Source organism: Achromobacter deleyi (assembly GCF_013116765.2).
Lineage (GTDB): Bacteria > Pseudomonadota > Gammaproteobacteria > Burkholderiales > Burkholderiaceae_B > Achromobacter > Achromobacter deleyi_A.
Genome location: NZ_CP074375.1, coordinates 3,503,328 through 3,523,838 on the forward strand (window position 1 = coordinate 3,503,328; position 20,511 = coordinate 3,523,838).

At 67.0% G+C, this 20,511-nt stretch carries 15 protein-coding genes; 9 read left to right on the forward strand and 6 right to left on the reverse strand.

Translation table 11 applies throughout. The features are described from left to right. Position 1: 1 nt before the first annotated feature. Positions 2 to 1,135, reverse strand: coding sequence for an efflux RND transporter periplasmic adaptor subunit (locus HLG70_RS15715; RefSeq protein ID WP_171664340.1), 1,134 nt, complete (start codon positions 1,133 to 1,135; stop codon positions 2 to 4). A gap of 177 nt (positions 1,136 to 1,312) precedes the next feature. Then, the gene (locus HLG70_RS15720; protein WP_171664341.1) at positions 1,313 to 3,286 is read right to left on the reverse strand and encodes a BCCT family transporter; all 1,974 of its coding nucleotides are present in this window, start codon (positions 3,284 to 3,286) and stop codon (positions 1,313 to 1,315) included. 155 nt (positions 3,287 to 3,441) lie between these two features. Here HLG70_RS15720 and HLG70_RS15725 point away from each other — a divergent pair, with 155 nt between their 5' ends. Then, positions 3,442 to 3,822, forward strand: coding sequence for a VOC family protein (locus HLG70_RS15725; protein ID WP_171664342.1), 381 nt, complete (start codon positions 3,442 to 3,444; stop codon positions 3,820 to 3,822). A gap of 35 nt (positions 3,823 to 3,857) precedes the next feature. Here HLG70_RS15725 and HLG70_RS15730 read toward each other — a convergent pair whose 3' ends face one another. Next, positions 3,858 to 4,481 (reverse strand): TetR/AcrR family transcriptional regulator, encoded by a 624-nt coding sequence (locus HLG70_RS15730; protein WP_171664343.1) that lies wholly within the window; start codon positions 4,479 to 4,481, stop codon positions 3,858 to 3,860. A gap of 131 nt (positions 4,482 to 4,612) precedes the next feature. Here HLG70_RS15730 and HLG70_RS15735 point away from each other — a divergent pair, with 131 nt between their 5' ends. From HLG70_RS15735 to HLG70_RS15745, 3 genes are read left to right on the forward strand one after another with little or no spacing between them, the layout of a single operon-like run. Further along, on the forward strand, positions 4,613 to 5,806 hold the full coding sequence (locus HLG70_RS15735; RefSeq protein ID WP_419144774.1) for an efflux RND transporter periplasmic adaptor subunit: 1,194 nt from the start codon (positions 4,613 to 4,615) through the stop codon (positions 5,804 to 5,806). Further along, positions 5,803 to 8,976: an efflux RND transporter permease subunit gene (locus HLG70_RS15740; RefSeq protein WP_171664344.1), complete on the forward strand. Its 3,174-nt coding sequence runs from the start codon at positions 5,803 to 5,805 to the stop codon at positions 8,974 to 8,976. The genes HLG70_RS15735 and HLG70_RS15740 overlap by 4 nt, the downstream gene beginning before the upstream one ends. A gap of 2 nt (positions 8,977 to 8,978) precedes the next feature. After that, positions 8,979 to 10,451, forward strand: a complete 1,473-nt coding sequence (locus HLG70_RS15745) for an efflux transporter outer membrane subunit (RefSeq protein ID WP_171664345.1) — start codon at positions 8,979 to 8,981, stop codon at positions 10,449 to 10,451. A gap of 35 nt (positions 10,452 to 10,486) precedes the next feature. On the opposite strand, the gene HLG70_RS15750 is transcribed toward HLG70_RS15745, so the two are convergent. Beyond that, complete coding sequence (locus HLG70_RS15750) at positions 10,487 to 11,257, reverse strand: IclR family transcriptional regulator (protein WP_171664346.1); 771 nt, start codon at positions 11,255 to 11,257, stop codon at positions 10,487 to 10,489. A 220-nt stretch (positions 11,258 to 11,477) separates the two neighbouring features. Between HLG70_RS15750 and HLG70_RS15755 the strand changes: the two genes are divergently transcribed. From HLG70_RS15755 to HLG70_RS15775, 5 genes are all read left to right on the forward strand, one after another. Continuing rightward, positions 11,478 to 12,500: a Bug family tripartite tricarboxylate transporter substrate binding protein gene (locus HLG70_RS15755; protein WP_171664347.1), complete on the forward strand. Its 1,023-nt coding sequence runs from the start codon at positions 11,478 to 11,480 to the stop codon at positions 12,498 to 12,500. Continuing rightward, positions 12,500 to 13,393 carry a polysaccharide deacetylase family protein gene (locus HLG70_RS15760; RefSeq protein ID WP_171664348.1) on the forward strand — a complete coding sequence of 298 codons (894 nt, stop codon included), beginning with the start codon at positions 12,500 to 12,502 and terminating at the stop codon, positions 13,391 to 13,393. The genes HLG70_RS15755 and HLG70_RS15760 overlap by 1 nt, the downstream gene beginning before the upstream one ends. Then, a complete protein-coding gene (locus tag HLG70_RS15765; RefSeq protein WP_171664349.1) occupies positions 13,390 to 14,160 on the forward strand; it encodes a polysaccharide deacetylase family protein in 771 nt (256 codons plus the stop codon). Before HLG70_RS15760 ends, HLG70_RS15765 begins: the two co-directional genes overlap by 4 nt. A 137-nt stretch (positions 14,161 to 14,297) precedes the next feature. Then, a complete protein-coding gene (locus tag HLG70_RS15770) occupies positions 14,298 to 15,434 on the forward strand; it encodes a C45 family autoproteolytic acyltransferase/hydolase (protein WP_171664350.1) in 1,137 nt (378 codons plus the stop codon). A gap of 35 nt (positions 15,435 to 15,469) precedes the next feature. Continuing rightward, positions 15,470 to 17,032 (forward strand): ABC transporter substrate-binding protein, encoded by a 1,563-nt coding sequence (locus HLG70_RS15775; RefSeq protein WP_171664351.1) that lies wholly within the window; start codon positions 15,470 to 15,472, stop codon positions 17,030 to 17,032. 1,069 nt (positions 17,033 to 18,101) lie between these two features. Here the strand turns inward: HLG70_RS15775 and HLG70_RS15780 are convergent. Next, on the reverse strand, positions 18,102 to 19,658 hold the full coding sequence (locus HLG70_RS15780; protein ID WP_171662021.1) for an ABC transporter substrate-binding protein: 1,557 nt from the start codon (positions 19,656 to 19,658) through the stop codon (positions 18,102 to 18,104). Positions 19,659 to 19,835: 177 nt separating this feature from the next. Then, the gene (locus HLG70_RS15785) at positions 19,836 to 20,456 is read right to left on the reverse strand and encodes a GntR family transcriptional regulator (protein ID WP_171662020.1); all 621 of its coding nucleotides are present in this window, start codon (positions 20,454 to 20,456) and stop codon (positions 19,836 to 19,838) included. Positions 20,457 to 20,511: the final 55 nt, after the last annotated feature.

Sequence of the window (20,511 nt, forward strand, 5' to 3'; positions counted from 1 at the left end):
CTTACCGGGCTTGCGCCACGGCTTGCGGCGAATTGCCCAGCGCCACCGTATCCCCGGGAAGGATCTCGACCGCCGCGCCGTTGTGCAGGCGCAGCTGGCCCGACGTCACGACCCGGTCGCCGGCCTGCAGGCCTTCGGTCACCACCACCCGGCCGCGCAGGCGCTCCGCCGTCTTCACATAGGCTTGCCTGACGGTCAGGCCCACCGCTTCCCCCCCCTGCCCGGGCGCAGCCACCACATAGACCGAATCGCCATAGGCGCTGTAGCTGACGGCAGTCTCCGGCACGGTGATCACGCCGGGACGGTCCGGCAGGCCGATACGCCCGTGCGCGAACATCCCGGCCGCCAGGGCGCCGTCGGCGTTGGCAATCAGGGCCTGCACGCGCACGGTGCGCGTGCCCGGGTCCACCTGCGGCTCGACCGTGGTGACCTTGCCCTCGAACTCGCGGCCGGCGTGGGCGTCCACGGTGACCTTTACCGGCTGGCCCGTGCGCAACGCGCCCAGCGCCTGCTCCGGCAACGTGATGTTGGCGTACATGGAGGAGCCGTCGGTCAGCGAGACCATGGGGTCTCCGGCCCGGGCGAACTGCCCCAGGTTCACCCGGCGCACGCCCAGCACGCCGTCGAACGGCGCCTTGATGCGCTTTTGCTCGATCAGCGCCTGCACGCGCCTGATGTCCGCGGCGGCCTGGTCGTGGTCGGCCTGTGCCTGGTCGAGCTGTTCGCGCGTAGCGGCTTGCTGCGGCACGAGGCGGCGGGTCCGTTCCAGCAAGGCCCGCGCATTGCGCGCTTGCGCCTGAAGGCGGACAAGTTCGGCCTGTTCGGGCGCGTCGTTCAGCAGCACCAGCAGCTGGCCGGCCTTTACCTGTTCGCCCGGCGTAAACAGAATCTGGGCCACCCGGCCGTCCACCTCGGCCGGCACCAGCACCTGGCGCGTCGCCTCCAGTGAACCGATACCGCTCAGGGCCGCCGGAAAGTCGGCCTGGATGGCCGTCGCCACCGCCACCTTGGCCGGCGCCATCGACCAGCCGCCCTTTTGCTGCGCACCGCCATATTTCCAGTAGAGGCCCGCGCCCGCCAGCAGCACCACCAGCGCCACGGCCCCCGCCGTCTTCGCCCCTGATCTCGACTTCATGATTCGCTCGCTTTAATTAAACAAGAATATTCTTGGATAATCCACGATTCCGGCTTTTTCGTCAAAGCGGCTTAAGCAATGCCCCGGATAGGCAAGGACTATGGGCAAGGCAATAAGCGCCCCGGCGAAAAAAAACCGCCAGGCATGCGCTGGCGGTTTCGTCGGGGCGTCGGACGGCTAGGTCCGCACCATGTGCAGATAGTGGCGATGCCGCTCGTACTGGTCCAGGATGTCGCCGATCACGGCGTCCCGGCTCCAACCCATGATGTCGTAGTCCTGCCCGCCCTCGCGCAGATGGACCTCGGCGCGGAAGTACTTGCGCTCTTCTTCGTCGGCGGCCTCGTCGGGCGTCAGGCTGGGCCGCACGAAGGCCTGGGGCTGCACGGCATAGGAAAAATCCAGGTGCTCGCCATGGGACACCTCCAGGATCGCGCTGCCGTCTTCCTCGTCTTCGCGCACCTCGACGGCATAGCCCTGCTTGCGCAGTTCCTCCGCGACATCGTCGAACGCCGGCCGCACCACGTCGGAGATGAAACGCAGCACATGGGCGCGCCGCGGCATCATCACCATGTTGCGCAGCCGCCTTTCCCAGGATTGTCCGCCGCGCGCAGGCCGGGACAGGGTCAGCGATTGATAGCGTATGCCGCGCTTGGTCGCGTCCAGCTTGAGCGCCTTGAACAGCCCCCACAGCGACAGCAGCAGGATGATGGAGAACGGCAGCGCGCTCGCGATGGTGGCGGTCTGCAGGGCGGTCAGGCCGTCGGCCAGCAGCAGCGCGATGGCCACCGCGCCCATCGACAGCGACCAGAAGATGCGCTGCCACACCGGCGTGCGGTCCGCTCCGCCCGAGGCCAGCAGGTCTACCACCAGCGCCCCCGAGTCGGCGGACGTGACGAAGAACACCGCCACCATCGCAATGGCGAAGATGGATATCACGTTGCTCCAGGGCAATAGTTCCAGAAAAGCGAACAGCGCCAGCGAACTGTCGGCATCCACGGCTTGCGCCAGGCTTTTCACGCCACCGATCAGGATGAAGTGGATGGCGGTGTCGCCGAACACCGTCATCCAGAACAGGGTGAAGCCCGCCGGCACCAGCAGCACGCCGCAGACGAATTCGCGGATGGTCCGGCCGCGCGAGATGCGGGCGATGAACAGCCCGACGAAAGGCGACCAGGCGATCCACCACCCCCAGTAGAAGAGCGTCCAGCCGCCCAGCCAGTCGGTGGGTTCGTAGGCGTACAGATTGAAGGTCTTGCCGACGATGTCGGACAGATAGGCGCCGGTGTTCTGTACGAAGGTCTGGAACAGGAACACCGTGGGACCCATGACCAGCACGAACAGCAGCAGGATCACGGCCAGCACCATGTTCACCTCGGACAGGATGCGGATGCCCTTGTCCAGCCCGCTTGCCACCGACAGCGTCGCCAGTCCGCAGGTGATGATGATCAGGACGATCTGCGTCGTCACCCCCACCGGGATGCCGAACAGGTGGTTCAGGCCGCTGTTCATCTGGGCCACGCCCAGCCCCAGGGAGGTCGCCACGCCCAGCACCGTCCCGATGATGGCGAAGATATCGACGGCGTGGCCGATGGGCCCGTGGATCCGGTTGCCGATCAGCGGATACAGCGCGGAACGCAAGGTCAGCGGCAGGCCGTGGCGAAAGCAGAAAAAGGCCAGCGTCAGCGCCACCGCCGCGTAGATCGCCCAGGCGTGCAGGCCCCAGTGGAAGAAGGTGATCTTCATGGACTCGCGCGCCGCGGCGGCCGTGCCGCCCTCGCCCACCGGCGGCGACATGAAGTGCATGACGGGTTCGGCCACCCCAAAGAACATCAGGCCGATACCCATGCCCGCCGAGAACAACATGGCGAACCAGGTGAAATTGCGGTAATCGGGCTCGCTGTGGTCGGGACCCAGCTTGATGTCGCCGTAGCGGCTGATCGCCAGGAAAGCCACCGACAGCAGGATGATGGCGACCACCAGGATGTAGAACCAGCTGGCGTTGCCAAGGATCCAGGCCTGCACCGATTCGAACAGGTCCTGGGCCGCCTTGGGCGCGATGATCGCGAATCCCACCAGCAGCACCGTGAACAAGGCCGAGGTGAAGAAAACGGGCCGGTTGATGGTCGTGCGCGGTCGGGATTCCGAAGTCATGCAGCCACTCCTTTCGCCCAAGGGTCGCAAACTACGGCGCTGGCCCCCTCAGCCCGACCGGTGCGCTGCCAGTATTACTATCACGGGCTAGGCCCGGCTGACAATCGAAAACGCGGTTTCACCGCGCAGCCCTCGCGCCACGCCCGGAGACTTTCATGATCGATCACCTGGACCACCTGGTCCTGACCTGCACCGACCCCGACGCCACCGTGGATTTCTACACCCGCATCCTGGGCATGCGCCTGGAGACCTTTGGAGAAGGGAGGCAGGCGCTGCGTTTTGGCAACCAGAAGATCAACCTGCATGTGCGCGGCCACGAATTCGAACCCAAGGCCCACCTGCCCGTGCCCGGCGCCCTGGACCTGTGCTTCATCGCCGACCGGCCGCTGGACGAGGTGATCGTCCGACTGAAAGAGGCGGGCGCGCAAATCATCGAAGGCCCGGTGCCGCGCACGGGCGCCACCGGCAAGATCCGCTCGGTCTACCTGCGCGACCCGGACCTGAACCTGATCGAGATATCGGAATTGCTGGGCTGATGCCCCGAGGCCCCCGGGGCTGATGCCCCTGGACCCTATTCCGGCTTGGGGTCGCCGAAGACCACGCGGCGGAAGAACCCCGCCAGCACCGCTTCGGTCATTTCGGGCGTGACGGCCTGGGGATCGAAGGCATAGCTGAACTGCATGCCGTCCGACAGGGCCAGCAGGCCCAGCGCCAGCTGTTCGGCCGGCAGCGGCAGCGGCGTGCCCACATGCGCCGAAAACTGGCGGATGTATTCGGTGGTGGCCTCGCGCAGCTCGCGCAGACAGGCTGTGAAGCCCACCCGGAATTCGGGATCGCGGGCGGCCTGCAATTTCGCTTCCATCCATAGCAGGAAGCAGTCGTTTTCGCGGTAATGCGTGCTGTAGTACTCGAGCACGCGCGCTTCCATCTGCGACCGGGTTTCGCCGTCCTCGAAGATGGCCCGCATGTCGGCCATGACGCTTTCGTGGTCGCGCTTGAGCAGTTGCAGGAACAGTTCCGACTTGCTGCCGAAGTTCGAGTAGAACGCCCCGCGCGTATAGCCGGCCTGCTCGGCGATGTCTTCGACGCTGGCGGCCACAAAGCCCTTGGAAAGAAAAATCGATTGCGCGGCGTCGAGCAGACGCTGTCGCGTCTGATCACGGCTTTGCTCTCGGGTAAGGCGGACTTTTGACATGGCGCGAGTTTAGCATTGGGCCGTCTTTCAGATCCAATATTGAATCCAGATACATACCTGTATTAGAATCCAGGCCGTATCGAGTCCGACTCGTCCCTTCTTACGCCCTTTTCCGCGCCGCGAGGTGTTTCGTGAACTGTCCTGGCCCTTGCGCGCGCCCCGTCGCCCGCAACGCCGCTGCCGACGCAGCGCCGCTCCCTTCCATTGCCGCCGCCCGCCGCTGGACGCGCCTGCTGGCCCTGCCCGCCGTCTTGGCGCTGGCCGCCGCCGTCGCCGGCTGTGGCCGCAAGGAGGCCCCGGCGCCGGCTCCCCGCCCTGTCGTCGCCATGCCCGCGCAGGCCGACGAGCGCCTGCCCGCCTGGACCCTGCCCGGCGAAGTGCAGGCGCGCTACAGCACGCCGCTGTCGTTCCGCGTAGGCGGCAAGATCGTCGAGCGCAAGGTCCGGCTCGGCGACACCGTCGTGCCCGGCCAGATCGTGGCCATGCTGGATCCGTCCGACGCCGCCAAGAACGCGGCCGCCGCCCGCGCGCAGTTGTCGGCGGCCCAGCATCAGCTTGAATACGCCCGCCAGCAGCTGGACCGGGACCGCGCCCAGGCGCGCGAAAACCTGATTGCCGCGACTCAGCTGGAACAGACCCGCAATGCCTATGCGTCGGCGCTGGCCCAGCGCGACCAGGCCGCCCAGCAGGCCGCGCTGTCGGCCGACCAGCTGAAGTACACCACGCTGCAGGCCGACCACGCAGGCGTCATCACGGCCGAGCAGGCCGATACCGGACAGAACGTCGAGGCGGCCACTCCCGTCTACCAGCTGGCCTGGTCGGGCGATGTGGACGCCTTGTGCGACGTGCCCGAAAGCGTTCTGGCCGGCCTGGAGATCGGCCAGCGCGCCAGCGTCACGCTGGGCCCCCTGCCCGGCCAGACCTTCGCCGCCGTGCTGCGCGAGATCGCGCCGGCCGCCGATCCGCAAAGCCGCACCTACCGCGCCAAGCTCACGCTGGAGTCGCCATCGCCCGAGGTCCGCCTGGGCATGACCGCCAACATCAGCTTCGACAACCGCTCCGCCAATGGCCGCGCCACCTACACCCTGCCGGCCACCGCCCTGTTCCATGACGGCCACGATCCGGCCGTCTGGGTCGTGAAGCCGCAGGAAGACACGCTGGAGCTGCGCCGCGTTCAGGTGCTGCGCTATGACGCGCGCACCGTGACCCTGTCCCAGGGGGTGGAGGCCGGCGAACGCGTGATGTGGCAAGGCGTGCATACGGTGTCCGCCGGCGAGAAGGTCCGCCCGGTGCCGCCGCTGCACCCCGAGGACTTCGCCTCATGAGCGCGCCCGCCAAGGACGCCGGACCCGACGCGCACCGCCACGAGGAAGGCAGGTTCAACCTGTCCGCCTGGGCCTTGCGCCACCAGCCGCTGGTGATCTTCATCATCACGCTGGTCACGCTGTTTGGCGTGCTGTCGTATTCCAGGCTGGCGCAGTCCGAGGACCCGCCATTCACCTTCCGCGTCATGGTCATCCAGACCCTTTGGCCGGGCGCCACCGCGCAGCAGGTGCAGGAGCAGGTCACCGACCGCATCGCCAAGAAGCTCCAGGAAACGTCCAACACGGATTTCCTGCGCAGCTACTCGCGCCCGGGCGAATCGCTGATCTTCTACACGATGAAGGACTCGGCGCCCGCCAGCACCGTGGCCGAGCAGTGGTATCAGGTCCGCAAGAAGGTCGGCGACATCCGGGCGACGCTGCCGCAGGGCGTGCAGGGCCCGTTCTTCAACGACGAGTTCGGCGACGTCTACACCAATATCTACACCCTGCAAGGCGACGGTTTCTCGCCGGCGCAGCTGCATGACTACGCGGACAAGCTGCGCACCGTGCTGCTGCGCGTGCCCGGCGTGGCCAAGGTGGACTACTTCGGGGACCAGCCCGAGCACATCTACATCGAGATCACCAATACCCAACTCACCCGGCTGGGCGTGTCGCCGCAGCAGATCGCCCAGGCGATCAATACCCAGAACGCCGTGGAGGCCTCGGGCACGCTGACCACCGCGGACGACCGCATCTTCGTCCGGCCCACCGGACAGTTCCCCAACAGCCGCGCGCTGGCGGACACGCTGATCCGGGTCAACGGCAAGTCCATCCGGCTGGGCGACATCGCCACGATCCGCCGCGGCTACGACGATCCGCCCGCCCAGCAGATGCGCCTGCCCAGCGGACCGGTGCTGGGCATCGGCATCACCATGCAGCCCGGCCAGGACGTGGTGCGCCTGGGCAAATCCCTGGGCGCCAAGTTCGAGGAGCTGAAGGCCCAGTTGCCGGCCGGACTGACGCTGACGGAAGTCTCCAGCATGCCGCAGGCAGTGTCGCACTCGGTCGACGACTTCCTGCGCTCGGTGGCCGAAGCAGTCGCCATCGTGCTGGTGGTGAGCCTGGTGTCCCTGGGGCTGCGCACCGGCATGGTGGTGGTGATCTCGATCCCGGTGGTGCTGGCGATCACCGCGCTGTTCATGGAGATGTTCGGCATCGGCCTGCACAAGGTATCGCTGGGCACGCTGGTGCTGGCGCTGGGCCTGCTGGTGGACGACGCGATCATCGCCGTCGAGATGATGTCCGTGAAACTGGAACAGGGCTGGAGCCGCGCCCGCGCGGCGGCCTTCGCGTACACCAGCACCGCCTTCCCCATGCTGACCGGCACGCTGGTCACGGTAGCGGGCTTCCTGCCCATCGCGCTGGCCAAGTCCAGCACGGGCGAATACACCCGTTCCATCTTCCAGGTGTCCGCCATCGCGCTGATCACCTCGTGGTTCGCCGCCGTGGTGCTGATCCCGCTGCTGGGCTACCGCCTGCTGCCCGAACGCAAGCGCGAAGCCCATCTGCCCCACGACCACGAACACGACATCTACAACACCCGGTTCTACCAGCGCCTGCGCGGCTGGGTGGCGTGGTGCGTGGACCGCCGCTATGTCGTGCTGGCGGGCACCGTCCTGGTGTTCGCGGTGTCGATGGCCGGGTTCAAGTTCGTGCCCCAGCAGTTCTTTCCCAGTTCGGACCGCACCGAACTGCTGGTGGACGTGCGCCTGCAGGAAGGCGCCTCGTTTGCCGCCACGCTGCGTCAGGTGGAGCGCCTGGAAAAGGCGCTGGAAGGCCGGCCCGAGATCGACCACTCGGTCAGCTTCGTCGGCACCGGCGCGCCGCGCTTCTATCTGCCGCTGGACCAGCAGCTGGCCACCCCCAACTTCGCCCAGCTGGTCATCACCACCCACTCCGTGGAAGACCGCGAGAAGCTGGCTCAGTGGCTGGAGCCGATGCTGCGCAGCGACTTCCCGGCCATCCGCAGCCGCCTGTCGCGCCTGGAGAACGGGCCGCCGGTAGGCTACCAGGTGCAGTTCCGCGTCAGCGGCGACAAGATTTCCGAGGTGCGCGCGGTGGCCGAGAAGGTCGCGGCCGAGGTCCGCGCCGACAAGCGCTCGGCCAACGTGCAGTTCGACTGGGACGAACCTTCCGAACGGTCGGTGCGCTTCGAGATCGACCAGCAGAAGGCGCGTGAACTGGGCATCAGCTCCAGCGACATCTCGGACTTCCTGGCGATGACGCTGTCCGGCTACACGGTGACGCAATACCGCGAACGCGACAAGCTGATCAACGTCAGCCTGCGCGCCCCGCTGGAAGAGCGGATCGACCCCGCCCGCCTGGCCACGCTGGCCATGCCCACGCCCAACGGCCCGGTGCCGCTGGGCAGCCTGGGCCAGGTGCGCTACGACCTTGAGTACGGCGTCATCTGGGAGCGCGACCGCCAGCCCACCATCACCGTGCAGGCCGACGTGACCGGCGGCGCGCAAGGCATCGACGTCACGCTCGCCATCGACAAGCAGCTCAACGCCCTGCGCGCCGAACTGCCAGTCGGCTACCGCATCGAGGTGGGCGGCCCGGTCGAGGAAAGCGGCAAGGGGCAGTCGTCCATCAATGCGCAGATGCCGCTGATGGCGGTGGCGGTGCTGACGCTGCTGATGGTGCAACTGCAGAGCTTCGCCCGCGTGCTGATGGTGGTGCTGACCGCGCCGCTGGGGCTGATCGGGGTGGTGGCGGCGCTGCTGCTGTTCGGCAAGCCCTTCGGCTTTGTCGCCATGCTGGGGGTGATCGCCATGTTCGGCATCATCATGCGCAACTCGGTCATCCTGGTGGATCAGATCGAGCAGGACATCGGCGCGGGCCACAAGCGGGTGGACGCGATCGTCGGCGCCACGGTGCGGCGCTTCCGCCCCATCACGCTGACGGCCGCCGCCGCGGTGCTGGCGCTGATCCCGCTGTTGCGCAGCAATTTCTTCGGCCCCATGGCCACCGCCCTCATGGGCGGCATCACCAGCGCCACGGTGCTGACGCTGTTCTTCCTGCCCGCGCTGTATGCCGCCTGGTTCCGCGTGCGCCATGACGAGCGCGACGAACCGGAAGGCGTGCCGCCCGGCGCCAACGCGGGCGACACGGTGGAACGAGGAGCCTGACGATGAGCATGCATTCTTATCCCACGCGCTGGCGGCTGGCCGCCCTGCCGCTGGTGCTGGCGTTGGGCGCCTGCGCCTTCGCGCCGGACAGCAAGCCGCCCGCGGTGGCGCAGCCCGCGCAGTACGGCGTGGAACCGGCGCCGGCCGCGGGCGCGGCCGCCCAGGGCGTGGCGCAGCGCTTTGAACGGGGCGCGCAACCGGTGCCGCAGTGGTGGAAGCGCTATGGCTCGGAGGCGCTGAACGCCCTGGTTGAAGAAGGCCTGGCCAACAGCCCCGACCTGGCCGCGGCCGAACGCAACCTGGCCGGCGCGCGCGAGCAATTGCGCGGACAGGTGAACTCGTCGCTGCTGCCGGCGGTGGACGCCGGCGCCAGCGCCCAGCGCAATCGCGCGCTGACGATGCCCAACCTGCCCAAGCCCACGGCGCTCTACAACGTCTTCACCGGCCAGGTGCAGGCCACGTACGACCTGGACCTGTTCGGGGCCGCGCGCTTTGCCAACGCGTCGCTGGCCGCGCAGGTCGAGCAGCAGGCTTTCCAGCTGGAGTCCGCGCGGCGCTCGCTGGCCGGCAATATCGTCACCGGCGCCATCACCTCGGCCTCATTGGCCGAACGCGTGGCGCTGACCGAAAAGCAGGTGGTGCTGCTGCGGCAGGTGGCCCGCGACACGCAGCGCCGGTACGAACTGGGATCCGCATCGCAAAACGATGCCCTGGACGCCGACCAGGATGCCGCCACGCTGGAGGCCTCGCTGCCCGGCTTGCGCGCGCGATGGCATGCCACGCGGCACGCGCTGGCGGTGCTCCTGGGCCGCAACCCCGATCAGGCGCCGCCCGATCTGGCCTTCGCCACGCTGGCCGTGCCGGCGCAAGTACCGGTGGTGGTGCCGTCCGAACTGCTGGCGGCGCGCCCGGACATCCTGGTGGCCGAAGCCGTGGTCCAGGCGGCCGCGGCCGACGTCGGCCTGGCCACCGCCCAGCTGTTTCCCAGCCTGTCGCTGTCGGCCTCCATGGGCAAGGGCGGCTTCGGCTGGGCGGACGCCTTGTCCGGCGCCGGATCCATCTGGGCCATCGGCGCCTCGCTGACCCAGCCCATCTTCCACGGCGGCGCGCTGCTGGCCGAGCGCAGCGCGGCCAAGGAGCGGTACGAGGCCTCGGTGCTGCAATACAAGCAGACCGTGCTGACCGCCTTTCGCGACGTCGCGGACACGCTCTCGCGCCTGGATGCCGGCGGGCAGGCCCTGGCTTCCGCCGAGGCGTCGCGCCGGGCAGCGGAGCAGTCCTACCGCAACACGGCCAGCCGCGTGCGGCTGGGCGCGCTGGCGCCCTATACCGAGTACGCCTCCGAGCAGCACTATGTCGCGGCCAGGCTGCGTGAACTGGAATACGCCAATGAGCGGCTGACGGAAACAGCGGCGCTGTTCCAGGCGATGGGATCGCCCGCGGACGCCCCGCAAGTGGCGCAGCGGACGCCGTAGGCCTGCGCCTTGCCGCAAGGAACAGGCCCTCGCGCTTACGGCGCGGGGGCCTGTTCCTTTATGCGCGTCGCCAGCGCCAGCGATTCGATGCGGCGCGCGGCGGATTGCAATAGCGCGGTCGTCTTGTCCTGCGCGATCGTGTTCAACCGCGTCGCCAGAAAAGTGACGGTCAGCGCGCCGAAGATGCGGCGGTCTTCCTGGAACACCGGCACCGCGATGCCCGCGCGCTCGGGCGAGATCTCTCCAACCCCCAGATAAAAGCCCTGCACGCGGATCGTGTCCAGCCTTGCCGTGAATTCGGCCAGCGTATCGCCCAGGCCCAGCGCGCGGACTTCTTCCACATGCCCCTCGTACAGCTTGCGCTGATCCTTGCGCGGCAGGAACGCCACGATGGTCTTCGCCGTGGCGCCGCGAAACAGCGGATGCGCGCGGCCGCGTCCGTGCGGGATGCCCAGCGCATCGGGACCGCGTTCGTGGTGGATGTTCAGGATGCGCAGGCCGTGGATCACGCTGAGCAGGACGTCGCCGCCCACCTGGTCCACCACCTCGCGCATGATCGGGCGGGCCACGCCCAGCACCGGATCGCTATCGATGATCAGGTGGTCCAGTTCAATGATGCGCGGCCCCAGCTTGTAGCCACCGCCCGTCATGCGCAGCAGATAGCCCAGGTCCGACAGGTCCCGGATGTAGCGGTAGCCCGTGGGCGCGGAATACGACAGGCGGGAAATGATGTCTTCGGCCGTGAGCACCGGGGTGTCGAGGCTGAAGAGGTCAAGAATCGCTAGGGCTCGCTTCAGGGTGGACATGGGGTTCGGGGGCCAGGGACAACGCGGGACCGGCGCAGCGTATCACAGCGCCAGGCTGCGCCGGCGGCGTCATCGAAGCAGGCTATCAGGGGCGTTCCGGGACCAAGACCAAGGCTATCATCTTTCCTATTTTTATCATTTATAGATAAATACTAATAGTTAGACTATTATTTTTATCGAATAATGATATTTACCTAAACACAGAACCCAAGGGGAAAACATGAAGCAGTCTTGCAGCAGCGACGAACCGCGGGGCGGCATGAGCCGGCGCCACTTCCTTGCGGCGTCGGCCGCCGCCATCGCCGGCGGGGCCCTGGCCGGCCCGGGCCGGGCGTGGGCCGCTGGCTACCCGGCGGAACGGCCCATACAGTTCATCGTGCCCTTCCCCGCCGGCGGCGGCACGGACCTGGTGGCCCGCCCGCTGGCCCAAGGCATGGGCGAAGCGCTCAAGCAGAGTGTCGTCGTCATCAACAAGGGCGGCGCGGCCGGCATCATCGGCACCCAGCAGGCGGCGCGGTCCGCGCCGGACGGCTACACCGTCGCGCTGGGCTCCACCGGCACGCACACGGTGAACCAGAGTCTGTACGAGAACATCGCCTACGACCCGATCAAGGACTTCGAACCCGTGTCGATGGTCTGCTACTACAACAACGTGCTGGTCGTGCATCCGTCCTTTCCGGCTCGCAACCTGCAGGAACTGGTGGCCATCATCAAGGCCAATCCGGGCAAGTATTTCTATGGCATCACGCAGAACGGCAGCTCGGCGCACCTTGCCATGGAACTGCTCAAGGCCACGGCAGGGCTGGACCTGCCCGGCGTGCCTTATAAGGGCGCGGCGGCGGCCGTCAACGATTTCCTGGGCGGTCAGTTCCCCATCCTGATGGACGTGGTGATCAACCAGCAGCAATTCATCCAGGGCGGCAAGTCGCGGCCGCTGGCGGTGACCTCGGCGCAGCGCGCACAGGCCCTGCCCGACGTGCCGACCGTGGCCGAGTCCGGCTTCCCCGGCTACCAGGCAATCGGATGGAATGGCGTGTTCGTGCCCGCCGGCACGCCGAAGGACATCATCAACACCCTGAACGGCGCCGTGCAAAGCGCGCTCAAGCAACCGGCGCTGGCGCAGCTGACCCAGAACGGGCTGGAGCTGCACGGAGGCACGCCTGAAGAGCTGCGCCGCTTTGTCGCGACGGAAAGCGAGAAGTGGCGCGCCCTGATCAAGAACGCCAACATCAAGGCCACCTGATGCAACGAATTCCCTACGGCGCTCCCACCCGCGCCGACGCCAATCCCTGGCTGCCGCTGGATCGCGAACTGCGCGCGCAAGGCCGGCGCGCCGCGCAGGCCCCGGCAGTGCGCGCCGTGGTCTGCGTCACCGTCCACGTGGACGGCCCCGCCGTCGAAGTGGGCCGCAAGCAGTTTCCGGCCGGCCTCTACACCGCGGGCCGATACGCCATCCGGCGCGGCGTGCCGCGGCACCTGGAGATCCTGGCCCGCCACGCCATGCCCGCCACCTTCTTCGCCTGCGGCTATGACGTGGAACACTATCCCGCCGTGTTCCACGACATCCTGGCGGCCGGCCACGAGATCGCCGCGCACGGCTATCTGCACGAAGCCTGGGACCTGGGCGACGAAGAACCGGCGCTGCTCGAAAAGACCCACCGCATCATCCAGCAGGAACTGGGCGTGACGCCCGTGGGCTGGTGCTCGCCGTCCGGCCGCAAGAGCCACCGCACCCTGCCCACGCTGCGCAAGCTGGGCTACTGCTACGACGCCAGCGAAAAAGACCAGGACCGGCCCTACCTGCCCGGCGGAGGGGAGGGCCCGGCGGACTTCATCATGCTGCCCAACAACACCGTGTCGCTGGACGACTACCCGTTCTACTTCACCGGCCACAGCCTGGCCGCCGAGGCCTACGACAACTGGGTGCAGGAATTCGAAGCCCTGCGCCAGGCGGAAGGCTATGTACACCTGACCGTGCACCCCAAGGCGGCCGGCGGCTCCGGCACGCCGGCCCGCGCCGCCGCCCTGGACCGCTTCCTGGCCTACCTGGCCGCCCAGCCCGACGTCCACGTCATGACCCTGCAAGCGCTGGCCAGCCACTGCCTTGCCCACCCCGAGAACTGGAGCAACGCATGACCGCCGCCAAGACCGTGCTGGTCACCCTCAATGTGCAGGGCATCGGCCCCGAAGCCGCTTCCCAGCCCGAAGCCGCGCTGCACGGACGCGACGCCCATGGCCGCTACACCTATGGCGGCGGCCTGGCGCGCGTGCTGGACATGCTGCGCCGGCAAGACATCCGCGCCACGCTGTTCTGGCCCGTGTTCGAGGCCGAACGCTGCCGCGGACTGCTGGAGCAAAGCCTGCGCGACGGCCACGAAGCCGCCTCGCAAGGCAATGCCTATGAAGACCTGAGCGCCTTGGGCGAACGCGAGGGCGAAGTGCTGGAACGCGCCCGCGATCGCCTGGCGGAGTTGGCGGGCGCCCGGCCGCAAGGCTTTCGCTGGACGGGCAGCGCCTTCTCTCCGCGGACCGTGCCGCTGCTGCAACAGCTGGGCTACCGATACGACAGCAGCGCGATCGACGACGACGCCCCCTATGCCCTGGACGCCGATGGCGGCCCGGGCATGGTGGAACTGCCTTGGAGCGAAGGCCTGTGCGACGCCACGCACTTCAGCCGCCGCGTGACGCAGGACCGCGCCTACTCGCACTGGGTCGAACAAGGCGATGCGCTGCTGGCGGCCGACGGCTACGCCTGCCTGACCCTCCACCCGCGCGCGGACAACGGCGTCGGCCGCGCTGCCCGCCTGCAAAAGGTGGAGCAGCTGCTGGAACGCTTCCGCGCCGCCGGCGCCAGTTTCAAGACCGGCGCCCAGTTGGCGGCGCAGCAGGCGCGGCCCGGCTGAACGGACGGCTGCCTGACGCCAGGCGGCCGTTTTTCATTGGGTAAACCCTGAGCAATATTGGCGCCAAAATAAGCTAACATTTTCGCCATTCCGATTCCCTCTTCCGTCCTCACGGCGCCCGGCGCCGCTACCCGTCCATGACCCAGACCACCCAATTTCCCTTCGTATCGGTTTCCGGCACGCCCGAAGCCCGCGGCCGCTCCTACGGCCAGCAAGCCGCCGCCCGCGTGCGCAAGAGCGCCGCGATGTATGGCCAGACGCTGGTCGACCTGGGCTACGACGCCATGGCGCGCACCGAGCTCATCGCCCACTTCGCCCGCGAGATCGAAGACTTCGCGCCCCACTACCTGGAAGAAATGCGCGGCATCGCGGCCGGCGCCGATGTGCCGTTCGAAGACATCGTGATGGTCAACGCCCGCACGGAAGTGGTCGCCAAGGCCCGCGCCGAAAAGAAGAAGGCCGCCGAACTGGAGCCGGGCGACGGCTGCACGGGCGCCCTGATCCTGCCCACGCGCTCGGCCAACGGCAATCTCATCCATGGCCAGAACTGGGACTGGCGCGCCGAATGCGCCGAGACCGCCATCGTCCTGCGTGTGCGCAACGACAACGGCCCGGACATCCTGACCTTCGTGGAAGCCGGCGGCCTGGCCCGCAGCGGCCTGAACAGCGCCGGCGTGTCCATCACCGCCAACTACCTGGAATCCGACCGCGACTTCCGCCAGCTCGGCGTGCCGCTGTCGCTGATCCGCCGCAAGGTGCTGGAACAGCAGCATTTCGCACTGGCCATCAAGGCGGTCGCCACCACGCCCAAGTCCTGCTCCAACAACATCATGATCGGCATGGCCGCAGGTTTTGGCGTGGATTACGAATGCACCACCGACGAGGCCTTCCCGATCTATCCGGGCAATGACGACCTGATCGTGCACGCCAACCACTGGGTCAGCGAAGTGGCCCTGGGCAAGCTGCGCGACACCGGCCGCGCCAGCACGCCGGAAAGCGCCTATCGCGACTGGCGCGTGCGCCGCCTGCTGAATGAAAAGCAGCAGCTCACGCGCGAAGACATGAAGCGCGCGCTGTTCGACGACTTCGGCTCGCCCTATTCCGTCTGCCGCCCGCCGCGTCCCGGCAGCCACGACAACCTGTCCGCCACGGTCGCCATGGTGATCATGGAGCCGGCCGCCGGCCTGATGGAAGTCGCCCCGCTGCCCGCCTTGAACCGCCAGTTCACGCGCTACAGCCTGACCGCCGAACCCGAACTGCTGGCCGCCGCCTGATTGGCGACGCGTCCGCGCAACCCAAGGAAGTATCAATGAAAATCCATCAATTGAGCATCGCGGTTGCGCTGGCGCTCGCCGGCCTGGCCGGCACGGCCGGCGCGCAGACCGCGGCGCCCTTGCGCATCTCGCTCACCGCCGACATCCGTTCCACCGAGCCGGGCGTCAACCGCGACAGCAACAGCGACGCGGTGGTGCTGCACATCGTCGAAGGCCTGGTCGCCTATGGCGAGGATGCCGAGGTCCGCCCGCTGCTGGCCCAGTCCGTCGACATCAGTCCCGACGGCAAGACCTACACGTTCAAGCTGCGCGACGGCGTCAAGTTCCACAACGGCAAGCCGCTGAGCTCGGCCGACGTGCTGTGGACCTGGCAGCACTACACGGCGGCCAACTCCGGCTGGCGTTGCGCCAGCGAGTTCGACGGCCGCGGCACCGTCAAGGTCACGGGCGTGGAAGCGCCCGATGCGCGCACCGTCGTCTATCACCTGGAAAAGCCCAGCAGCCTGTTCCTGGCCTCGCTAGCCCGCACCGACTGCGGCGGCACCGGCATCCTGTCCAAGGATTCCGTCGGCGCCGACGGCGCCTGGATCAAGCCCATCGGCACGGGCCCCTTCGAACTGGCCGAATGGAAGCGCGGCGAATACATACGCCTGACCAAGTACGCGGGCTATGCCAATCTTGACGGCAAGCGCGACGGCTACACCGGATCCAAGCGTGCGCTGGTGGACGAAGTGCGCTTCATGATCGTGCCGGACGACTCCACCGCCAAGGCCGCCTTGCAGCGCGGCAACATCGACGTCATCGAAGACGTGTCCAACAACGATGTGCCGGTGCTTCAGGGCACGCCCAACGTCAAGGTGGCCTACGCGCCGGTCATGAGCATGACCGCGCTGCTGCTGCAGACCAAGGACCCGGTGCTGTCCAACCCCAAGATGCGCCAGGCCCTGGCCCACGCCATCGACTACAAGCAACTGGCCGCCGCCGTCACGGAAGGCCTGGCCCAGCCCAACAACTCCATCGTGCCGCTGGTGTCGCCCTACCATGACGCCATCCAGAAACAAGGCTGGAACTACGATCCGGCGCAGGCGCAGAAGCTGCTGAAGGAAGCCGGCTACAAGGGCCAGGAACTGGCGATCCTGACCACCAAGCGCTACCCGCAGTCCTATAACTCCGCCGTCATCATCCAGGCAATGCTGCAATCGGTGGGCATCAATGCCCAGCTGTCGGTGGTGGAATGGGCCACGCAGCTGGACCGCTACAACGCCGGCACCTACCAGATGATGACTTTCCCGTATTCCGCCCGCCTGGACGCGGCGCTGAACTATGAGATGGTGACGGGCGACAAGGCCAAGCAGCCGCGCAAGGTCTGGGACAACCCCGAAGCGCAGCAGCTGATCGCCGCGGCCTCGGTGGATACGGATCATGCGAAGCGGCAGGCTTCGTTCGATCAGCTGCATACGCTGTTCCTGGCGGACGTGCCCAGCATTCCTTTGTATAACGGCCTGGATATCGGGGCTTACCGGGCGAATGTGAAGGGATATCAGCCTTGGGCTGTGAAGAAGCCGCGTGCTTGGGAAGTGGAGCGGGTGGCGGAGTGAGGGTTGCTGCGTTTGGGGCAGGTGCTTCGCAGGTCAGGGGCGTCTGGTTCGTTGCAGCGCATTGTTCGTCGTATGTGCTTCGTAGGTAGCTGGGCGCGTTGGTCGTTGCAGGTGCTTCGTAGGTCGCCCGGTGACGCGGGCGGTGGGGCTGCGAGCGCCCGCCATTGCGGTCCGGAGCCTTCGCTCCGGACTTCCCCCTCGTCATCTTCGTCACCGCCTTCGGCGGTTCCTTCAGATTCCCTCGGGCGCATGGAGGTTGCTCGCAGCCCCACCGCCCGCGCCACCGGGCTACGGGTATCTTGGTCTGTTGCGCCGCTGGACCCATGATTAATGACGGGATTTGCGGGGCCCGCCGAATTGCGGCCGCGCGGGCGGCCGCAATCGGCATACGCATTTTGGGTCGTCGTAGGAAGGTCGCTTGCGCGAATGCGCAGGGCGGTTTGCTGATGTGCCCGCCGGCGGGGGGGGTGGAGCGGTGATGGGCGGCGCGCGGCAGCGAACCTCTTACGCATGCAGATTTGTGCGCGCGCCGCCCATCGGGCATTAGAGTTGAAATGGCGATGAATGGCAGGCGAAGCAATCCGGGCCTGTAGGCCTGTTATTGCTGGCTTGATCGCCGGCCATTGCCAATTGCGGATATCAGGTCGTAAACGACATGCAGTGGCGCGGCGGCAAAGCACACCACCCGCCCAACCCACACGCGAAGCGTCATCGTTACGACGCAAGACAACGCGTAAGCCCCCAAAGGCCGCCCGCGCGGCCGGCCGGGGGCGGGCCCCGCAAGATATTCCACCACCACCCCACCCTTGGCGAGAACCTCAAGAACCCCACCCGCCCCAGCGCCCGTGAAGTTTCAACCACCAGAGCCTGGCGTGGCGGGGGCCTGGGGGGTGCGGGGCGTCGATAAGCCCGAGGGAATCGGAAGGCAGTCGCCGGAGGCGACAACGACGATGACGACGGGGCAGCCCGGAGCGAAGGCTCCGGGCCGCAATCGCAGCCCCGCACCCCCCACAGGCCCCCGCCACGCCAGGCGTCTCAAGAACCCACCCAGCGCCAACAACACCCCCCCTTACTTCGCCACCACCTTGGTCTCCCACGCCCGCGGCTTCCCCTCCCAGACCGAGAATCCCTCGACTCGCTTGTTGCTGGCCCAGGCATCCGCCCCGTTGTACAGCATCAGCATCGGCGTCTGCTCCAGCATCAAGGCATGCAACTGGTCGAACAGCGCCTGCCGCTTGGCCGGGTCGGATTCCAGGAAGCTCTCGTCGATCAGCTTCTGCGCCGCGGGATCATCCCAGACCTTGCGCGGCTGCTTGGCCTTGTCGCCCGCGAACTGCTCGAAACTCAGCGAAGGATCCAGCCGCGACGAGAACGAGAACGAGCTGATCTGGTACTTGCCGGTGTTGTAGCGGTCCAGCTGCGTGGCCCATTCCAGCACCTCGATCTTGGCGTTGATACCCACCGACTGCATCATCGCCTGGGCGATCACCGCGACCTGATAGCTCGGCACATGGGCGCGCTTGTTGGCGTAGATGACCACGGGCTCGCCCTTGTAGCCGGCTTCCTTCAGCAATTGCTGCGCGCGGGCCGGGTCGTACTTGTAGCTGCGCTTCTCGGCGTCCTTGTAATAGGCGGAGCCCGCATAGACGGCGGAATTGTTCAGCTGCCCCAGGCCTTCGGAAGCAGCCGCCACCACTTGCGGGATATCCAGCGACGCCGCGATCGCCTGGCGAATCTTCACGTTCTTCAGCACGGCATCATCCGTCTGGAACAGCAGCACGTGCTTGACGGCGTCATGCGGGCTGAACACCGACAGGTTCTTCGCGCTTTTCAGTTCGCCCACATCGGTATTGGTGATCTGGCTGGCGTCGATGGCCCCCGACATCAGGCCGGCCTTGGACGTGGACGGGTCCGGCACCACCAGGAACTTCACTTCGTCCACCAGCGGGCGCTTGGAGCCCACGTAGCCATCCGATTTGTCGCCCGGCGGGGACACATAGTCCTTGAAGGCGCTCAGCAAGGTGTACTCGCCGCGCTTCCATTCCTTGAAGACGTAGGGACCGGTGCCGACGGGCTTGATCCAGGAGCCGTCCGCCGCGACCGAGTCCTTCGAAATGATGGCCGTCATGCCGCAGTCGGTGCGCGCCAGCGAATCCAGGAACACCGCCGACTTGCGGTCCACCTTCATCACCACGGTCTGCGCGTCCGGCGCGGACACGTCCGTCACCTTCAGGCCGTTGCGGCCGTCGAAGTCGCTGCGGCAACGCCAATCCGTCTTGGGATCCATGTAGCGCTGCCAGTTCCAGATCACGTCGGCCGACGTCAGCGTGGCGCCGTTGTGGAACTTCACGCCGTCGCGCAGCTTGAAGGTATAGGTCAGGCCGTCTTCGGACAGGTCCACCGACTTGGCCAGCAAGGGGCCCACCGTGCCGTTTTCCCGGTAGCCGACCAGGCCTTCGACGATGTTGAGCACCACGCCGTCGGTGGTGTTGTCGCGGTTGACGCCAGGGTTGGTCGAACGGATGTCGGCCGGCTGGGCAATGGTGAGCTGCGCGGCCTGCGCCGAGCAGACGGCGGCCAGCGCCAGGCTGAGCGCAAGCGCTCTGGGAACGAAAACGTGGTGCATGCAAAGACTCCCTGGCGTGCGGCGCAAAATTCACGCATATATTGGCGCCAAAATTAGCTGACCATTATGAGCAGAATGTGGCGCGATGCTATCGGGGGTATCCCTGAAGGAAGGCAACAATGAAAAACGGCGGCCTCCCATCCGGGAACGCCGCCGTGCTTCGCACAACACGAAGACTCAGGAAATGTCCTGGCCCACGTGCTGGGCGATGATCTTCTGCAAGCGCTTCACGTCCCGCGCTTCCAGGGCTTCCACCATGTCGAAGTGTTCGCGCGCGGAAATCTCGATGCGTGAACGCGTCACCCACTCCTTGGCGGGCGCCGCAGGTCCGCGGGCGCGCGTTTCCTGGATCAGCGCGGCCAATTCCCGGTTGCTGCACAGGTCGTACATGCCGGCGTGAAAGGCCAGGTTGACCTCGTACTGCTCCAGCAGGGTGCCGTCCTGCAACAGCTTGGCGAAGCGCTCGGCCAAGGTGCGCAACGCGCGCACCTTGGCCGCCGTGACGTTGGGCATCAGGTCCGAGGCCGCGCCGGTCTCCAGCAGGATGCGAATATCGCGGATCTGCAAATGCTGGTCCGGATCCATGGCATACACGTGGTAGCCCCGGTTCGGGATGTGCGCAATCAGCCGCTTGGCGGCCAATTGGTCTAGCGCCCGCCTGACGTCCAGACGCTTGGCGTCGTAACGTTCCTGCAGGTCGATCTGTTTCAGCCAGGCGCCGGGACCATACACGCCCGCTTGAATATCATGGGCAATACGGTCAACCAGGCCGGGCTGTGTCGCCGCCGCTTTCGGCATGGACCACTCCCGTCAATCAAATCCGAAGCGCGTATTTTAGGCATAAGTCCCGGCG

Coding starts and splice junctions, on each gene's coding strand:
- HLG70_RS15715 (WP_171664340.1), bottom strand. CDS start 1,135: ATGAAGTCGAGATCAGGGGCGAAGACGGCGGGGGCCGTGGCGCTGGTG.
- HLG70_RS15720 (WP_171664341.1), bottom strand. CDS start 3,286: ATGACTTCGGAATCCCGACCGCGCACGACCATCAACCGGCCCGTTTTC.
- HLG70_RS15725 (WP_171664342.1), top strand. CDS start 3,442: ATGATCGATCACCTGGACCACCTGGTCCTGACCTGCACCGACCCCGAC.
- HLG70_RS15730 (WP_171664343.1), bottom strand. CDS start 4,481: ATGTCAAAAGTCCGCCTTACCCGAGAGCAAAGCCGTGATCAGACGCGA.
- HLG70_RS15740 (WP_171664344.1), top strand. CDS start 5,803: ATGAGCGCGCCCGCCAAGGACGCCGGACCCGACGCGCACCGCCACGAG.
- HLG70_RS15745 (WP_171664345.1), top strand. CDS start 8,979: ATGAGCATGCATTCTTATCCCACGCGCTGGCGGCTGGCCGCCCTGCCG.
- HLG70_RS15750 (WP_171664346.1), bottom strand. CDS start 11,257: ATGTCCACCCTGAAGCGAGCCCTAGCGATTCTTGACCTCTTCAGCCTC.
- HLG70_RS15755 (WP_171664347.1), top strand. CDS start 11,478: ATGAAGCAGTCTTGCAGCAGCGACGAACCGCGGGGCGGCATGAGCCGG.
- HLG70_RS15760 (WP_171664348.1), top strand. CDS start 12,500: ATGCAACGAATTCCCTACGGCGCTCCCACCCGCGCCGACGCCAATCCC.
- HLG70_RS15765 (WP_171664349.1), top strand. CDS start 13,390: ATGACCGCCGCCAAGACCGTGCTGGTCACCCTCAATGTGCAGGGCATC.
- HLG70_RS15770 (WP_171664350.1), top strand. CDS start 14,298: ATGACCCAGACCACCCAATTTCCCTTCGTATCGGTTTCCGGCACGCCC.
- HLG70_RS15775 (WP_171664351.1), top strand. CDS start 15,470: ATGAAAATCCATCAATTGAGCATCGCGGTTGCGCTGGCGCTCGCCGGC.
- HLG70_RS15780 (WP_171662021.1), bottom strand. CDS start 19,658: ATGCACCACGTTTTCGTTCCCAGAGCGCTTGCGCTCAGCCTGGCGCTG.
- HLG70_RS15785 (WP_171662020.1), bottom strand. CDS start 20,456: ATGCCGAAAGCGGCGGCGACACAGCCCGGCCTGGTTGACCGTATTGCC.